Annotated in this window: 4 protein-coding genes; 1 reads left to right on the top strand and 3 read right to left on the bottom strand. The window is 67.3% G+C overall.

The window, feature by feature from the left end; translation table 11 throughout:
• Both pyk and WH07_RS28070 read right to left on the bottom strand, forming a co-directional pair.
• Nucleotides 1-1,203: pyruvate kinase (pyk, locus tag WH07_RS28075; RefSeq protein ID WP_046505858.1), on the bottom strand; the 1,203-nt coding region annotated here is incomplete at its 3' end.
• Nucleotides 1,204-1,368: 165 nt separating this feature from the next.
• Complete coding sequence (locus WH07_RS28070) at nt 1,369-2,130, bottom strand: SIMPL domain-containing protein (RefSeq protein WP_046505857.1); 762 nt, start codon at nt 2,128-2,130, stop codon at nt 1,369-1,371.
• A 255-nt stretch (nt 2,131-2,385) separates the two neighbouring features.
• Between WH07_RS28070 and WH07_RS28065 the strand changes: the two genes are divergently transcribed.
• Nucleotides 2,386-4,179: a bifunctional metallophosphatase/5'-nucleotidase gene (locus WH07_RS28065; RefSeq protein ID WP_046505856.1), complete on the top strand. Its 1,794-nt coding sequence runs from the start codon at nt 2,386-2,388 to the stop codon at nt 4,177-4,179.
• 36 nt (nt 4,180-4,215) lie between these two features.
• Here the strand turns inward: WH07_RS28065 and WH07_RS28060 are convergent, their stop codons facing one another.
• The gene (locus WH07_RS28060) at nt 4,216-5,625 is read right to left on the bottom strand and encodes a lysine N(6)-hydroxylase/L-ornithine N(5)-oxygenase family protein (protein WP_046505855.1); all 1,410 of its coding nucleotides are present in this window, start codon (nt 5,623-5,625) and stop codon (nt 4,216-4,218) included.
• Between the last annotated feature and the right edge of the window lie 187 nt (nt 5,626-5,812).

Here is a 5,812-nt window from a genome sequence, read left to right as displayed (position 1 = left end):
GTCGGGGGTGAAGGCGAGGAGGGGGATCGGGGAGCGGTAGCGGGAGAGGCGGCGGACGGTGTCGCCGGACTGGGTGAAGGCGACGAGGAATTTCGCGCCAAGGAAGTCGCCCATTTCGGCTGCCGCGCGGGCGACCGCGCCGCCCTGGGTGCGGGGCTTGCTGCTTTCCGTGATGGGCGGGAGCCCTTTCGCGAGGATGTCTTCCTCGGCGGCTTCGACGATTCGGCCCATGGTCCTGACGGTTTCGACGGGGTGTTTTCCGACGCTGGTCTCGCCGGAGAGCATGACCGCGTCGGTGCCGTCGATGATCGCGTTGGCGACGTCGGATGCTTCGGCGCGGGTGGGCCGGGAGTTGTCGATCATCGAGTCGAGCATCTGTGTGGCGACGATCACGGGTTTGGCATTGCGCTTGGCGAGTTTGATGGCGCGCTTCTGTACGATCGGCACGTTTTCGAGGGGCATTTCGACGCCGAGGTCGCCTCGGGCGACCATGATTCCGTCGAACGCGGCGACGATCTCGTCGATGTTGTCGACGGCTTGCGGTTTTTCGATTTTGGCGATGACGGGGGTCCGGCGGCCTTCTTCGTCCATGATGCGGTGGACGTCGTCGATGTCGGCTCCGGTGCGTACGAAGGAGAGGGCGACGATGTCGGCGCCGGTGCGTACGGCCCAGCGGAGGTCGTCGGTGTCCTTGGCGGAGAGGGCGGGGATGGAGACTGCGACGCCGGGGAGGTTGAGGCCTTTGTGGTCGGAGACCATGCCTCCTTCGACGACCAGTGTGTGGACGCGGGGGCCGTCGACGGAGGTGACTTCGAGGGTGACTTTGCCGTCGTCGACGAGGATGCGTTCGCCGGTGGTCACGTCGGCGGTGAGTCCTTCGTAGGTGGTGCCGCAGAGGTGGCGGTCGCCTTCGACGGGTTCGACGGTGATGGTGAATTGGTCGCCGCGTTCAAGGAGTACGGGTCCTTCGCGGAAGCGGCCGAGGCGGATCTTCGGGCCTTGAAGGTCGGCGAGGATTCCGACGCTGCGGCCGGTTTCGTCGGCGGCTTTCCGTACGCGCTGGTAGCGCTCTTCGTGATCGGCGTAGGTGCCGTGGCTGAGGTTGAGGCGCGCGATGTCCATTCCGGCCTCTGCCAGCGCTTTGATCTGGTCGTATGAGTCGGTGGCGGGTCCCAGGGTGCAGACAATCTTCGCTCGGCGCATATATCGAGACTAGGGCTTACCCGCCGGTAGCGAATTGGTCGTGTATGTCTGCTCAACAACCTTTGGATGAAGGCTTGTTGACAAGTGTTGAATTGTGCGGGGGGCCGCTCCGATGAGCATTTCCCGGAATCGGTCGTGGTGCTGGGCCGGCGATCGTGGTGTTGCTCAGCCGGTGAGATCGGGTGGTGTCATGGTGAAGCGCGCGTTGACTTGCGCGTAGACGGTCTGGCGCTGCGGTTCGAGGTCGAGCGCGGGGGCGGTGTCGGCTGATTCGGCGGATCCGAAGGAGCGGCTGCGCAGGGCGCCGGCGCCGAGCGGCATGCCGTATGCGGCGGGGGTCTCGGCGCCTTCGTCGGCGAGTTCGACGAGGGCGGAGAGCCGGGCGCCGAGGGCGTCGGCGTATTCGCGGGCGCGCTGGACCGCTTCGTGTACGGCTTTGCGGCGGGCGTCGCCGTGGGCGGGGGAGTTGGGGCGCAGGGCCCACCAGGGGCCGTTGACCTGGCTGAGGTCGAGGTCGGCGAGGCGGGTGGTCAGCTCTCCGAGGGCGGTGAAGTCGGTGAGTTCGGCGGTGAGATGGACTCGGCCGTGGTAGGCGCGGACGCGTTCGCCCCGGCCGCGCCTGGTGAGTTCGGGGCTGATGGAGAAGGTGCCGGTTTCGAGTTTTTCGACGGCGGGGCCGTAGGACTTGATGAGGGCGAGGGCTTCGTTGTTGCGGCGGGTGAGGTCTTCGAGGGCGGTGCGCCGGTCGGTGCCGCGGGCGCCGATGGTGACGACGATTCTGGCGATTTCGGGGTCGACTTCGATCCGTGCCTCGCCTCGGACGGCGACGCGCGGGGTCTCGGGGGTGCCGTAGGGCGGTGTGGCGGCTCCTTGGGCGGCTGCCTGGGTGGGCCCGGTCCCCGGGGTGCCGGTGGGCGCGTCGGTCATCTGCGGCTCACTCCTTCATGCGGCGGTGTACGACTTCATGCAATGGCGTACGGCCTCGTGCGGCGGTGTACGAAGGGGCCGCGGTGTGCGGCGTACCGCCCACTCTCGCACCCGCGTACGACAGTCGGCAGTCATCTGATCGAAACCTTGCGGGGGTGTTGCGGTATGGGGCATCCGGGCCAGAATCTACGCGCGTTGTTGACGGATACACCGGATACAGCAGGACACAGCCGGGTCGAGGGAGAAGAGAACGAAATGCCGCTGAACCGTAGGACGTTCCTGGGCAGCACGGCTGCCGCCGGTGCGGGTGTTGCCCTGGCGGGAGGGGCGACAGTGCCTGCCGCGGCCGACAGCCGCGACCGGGATCCGGAGCGGTATTCGTTCACCGTGATGGGGACGACGGACCTGCACGGCAATGTCTTCAACTGGGACTACTTCACCGACAAGGAGTACGACGACTCCGCCCACAACGACATCGGTCTCGCGAAGATCTCCACGCTGGTCAACCAGATCCGTGAGGCGAAGGGCCGTCGGAACACGCTGCTGATCGACGCGGGTGACACGATTCAGGGCACTCAGCTCTCGTACTACTACGCGAAGGTCGACCCGATCACCGCCAAGCGCGGTCCGGTGCACCCGATGGCGCAGGCGATGAACGCGATGGAGTACGACGCGGCGGCGCTGGGCAACCACGAGTTCAACTACGGCATTCCGGTGCTGCGGAAGTTCGAGAAGCAGTGCGACTTCCCGCTGCTGGGTGCGAACGCGCTGGACGCGAAGACGCTCCAGCCTGCCTTCCCTCCCTATGTGATCAAGAAGATGCGTGTGACGCATGCCCAGGATGTGCGGGTGGCGATCCTCGGTCTGACGAATCCGGGTATCGCGATCTGGGACAAGTCGAATGTCCAGGGGCAGATGACGTTCCCGGGCCTTGAGGAGCAGGCGGCGAAGTGGGTGCCGAAGCTGCGGTCCATGGGCGCGGATGTGGTCATCGTGTCGGCGCACTCGGGTACGAGTGGTACGTCGTCGTACGGCGACCAGCTCCCGTATGTGGAGAACGCGGCGACGCTGGTGGCCGAGCAGGTGCCGGGGATCGACGCGATTCTGGTCGGCCACGCGCACTCGGAGATCGCGGAGCGCCGGGTGGTCAACAAGGAGACCGGCAAGGAGGTTGTGCTGTCGGAGCCGTCCCGCTGGGGTATGCGGCTGACGACGTTCGACTTCGAGCTGGTGGAGGAGCGGGGTTCCTGGAGGGTCGAGAGGGTCTCCGCGAAGATTCTGAACTCCAATGCCGTGGAGGAGGACCCGAAGATCGCCGACCTGCTCATCGATGAGCACCGCAAGGTCGTTGAGTACGTCAACCAGATCATCGGTACGTCGACGGCGACGATCACCACGGTCGACGCACCGTGGAAGGACGAGCCGATCATCGATCTCATCAACCATGTCCAGGCGGAGACGGTGAAGGCGGCTCTGGCGGGCACCGAGTGGGCGGCGCTGCCGGTGCTGTCGCAGGCGTCGTGCTTCTCGCGTTCGGCGGTGATTCCGGCGGGCCAGGTGACCATCAAGGACGCGGCGGGGCTGTACGTGTACGAGAACACCCTGGAGGCGCGCCTGCTGACGGGTGCGCAGATCAGGGATTATCTGGAGTTCTCGGCGAGGTACTACGTGCAGACGCCGGCGGGCGTGCCGGTGGACAAGTCGAGGCTCACCAATGCGCAGGGCACCCCGGACTACAACTATGACGTGGTGTCGGGTCTGACGTATGAGATCGATATCGCGAAGCCCGCGGGGTCGCGGATCGCGAACCTTCAGTTCCAGGGCAGGGCACTGGACCCGGCGGCGCAGTTCGTGTTCGCGGTGAACAACTACCGGGCGAGCGGTGGCGGCAACTTCCCGCATGTCGCGGCGTCGAGGCAGCTGTGGTCGAACTCGGACGAAGTCCGTAACACGATCATCACCTGGGTGAAGGCGGCGGGCACGATCGACCCGGCGCAGTTCGCTTCGGTGGACTGGAAGCTGACGCGGGACGGTACGCCGGTCTTCTGAGCGGGTCTTCTCGGCTGATCTTCTCGGCTGATCTTCTCAGCGGACTTCGGTGAGGGGGACCAGATCCGTCGGTGTGTATGCCCGGCGGGTCCGGTCCAGCCCTTCGAGTCCGAAGCTGGTGAAGGCGGTGCGCCGGGGCAGTGGGTAGGGCTCGGTGCCGGTGAGGTGGTTGAGGATGGTGGCGCTGCGCCAGGCGGCGAGTCCGAGGTCGGGTGCGCCGACGCCGTGGGTGTGCCGTTCGGCGTTCTGTACGTAGACGGAGCCGGTGACGGCGGGGGCGAGTGCGATGCGGTGGTGCTCGTCGATGCGGGGGCGTCCCGCGTCGTCGGTGTTCAGGTAGGGGTCGAGTCCGGCGAGGAGCTGGCCGAGGGGGCGTTCGCGGTAGCCGGTGGCGAGGACGACGGCGTCGGTGATGACGCGGGTCCTGGTGGCCTGCTGGGTGTGTTCCAGGTGGAGTTCGACCTTGGTGGTGGCGACGCGTCCCGCCGTGCGGACCCGGATTCCGGGGGTGAGGACGGCGTCGGGCCAGCCGCCGTGGAGGGTGCGCCGGTACAGCTCGTCGTGGATGGCGGCGAGGGTGCCGGCGTCGATGCCTTTGTGGAGCTGCCACTGGCGGGGCAGGAGGTCGTCGCGTACCCGCTCGGGCAGGGCGTGGAAGTAGCGGGTGTAGTCGGGGGTGAAGTGTTCCAGGCCGAGCTTGGAGTACTCCATGGGCGCGAGGGCTTCGGTGCGGGACAGCCAGTGGATCTTCTCGCGGCCGGTGGGGCGTGCGCGCAGCAGGTCGAGGAAGATTTCCGCGCCGGACTGTCCGGATCCGATGACGGTGATGTGCTCGGCGGCGAGCAGCCGGTCGCGGTGGGCGAGGTAGTCGGCGGAGTGGATGACGGGGGCCACGGGCGCTTCGACGAGGGGTTTGAGCGGTTCGGGGATGTGCGGTTCGGTGCCGATGCCGAGGGCGATGTGGCGGGTGTGGGCGCGGCCGAGGGCTTCGACCTCGCCGTCCCGGTCGAGTTGGGTGAAGTCGACTTCGAACAGGGCGCGTTCGGGGTTCCAGCGGACGGCGTCGACCTGGTGGCCGAAGTGGAGTCCGGGGAGCTGTCCGCTGACCCAGCGGCAGTAGGCGTCGTATTCGGCGCGCTGGATGTGGAAGCGCTCGGCGAAGTAGAAGGGGTAGAGCCGGTCGCGGGTCTTCAGGTAGTTGAGGAAGCTCCAGCGGCTGGCGGGGTCGGCGAGGGTCACCAGGTCGGCGAGGAAGGGCACTTGGAGGGTGGCGTCCTCGATGAGCAGCCCGGGGTGCCAGCGGAAGTCGCGGCTCTGGTCGTAGAAGACGGTGTCGAGTCCGCCGTGGACGCCGTCGGCGAGCGCGGCGAGGGAGAGGTTGAACGGCCCGATGCCGATGCCCACGAGGTCGTGGGGGTGGTCGAGGTCGTTGGGCTGCGCGGTCATCGGCGGCTGCTGCCTTCCACGAGTGGGACCCCGGGTCGCCCGGGGTCCGGTGGCGGTGTCCACCCGGCACAACGACCCGACGCGCCCGTGGGTATCGCCGTCGTGTGAGGACGGCTGAAAACGCCCCGCCCCGGGATCCGTTCGTACGACCGTTGGATGTACGGGCTGTACGGGCGGGTCCCGGGGC

The sequence above is a fragment of the Streptomyces odonnellii genome (assembly GCF_000981895.1).
Classification (GTDB): Bacteria; Actinomycetota; Actinomycetes; order Streptomycetales; family Streptomycetaceae; genus Streptomyces; species Streptomyces odonnellii.
Note: the sequence above shows the minus strand (reverse complement) of the source record. Positions and strands in the feature narration are given on the sequence as shown.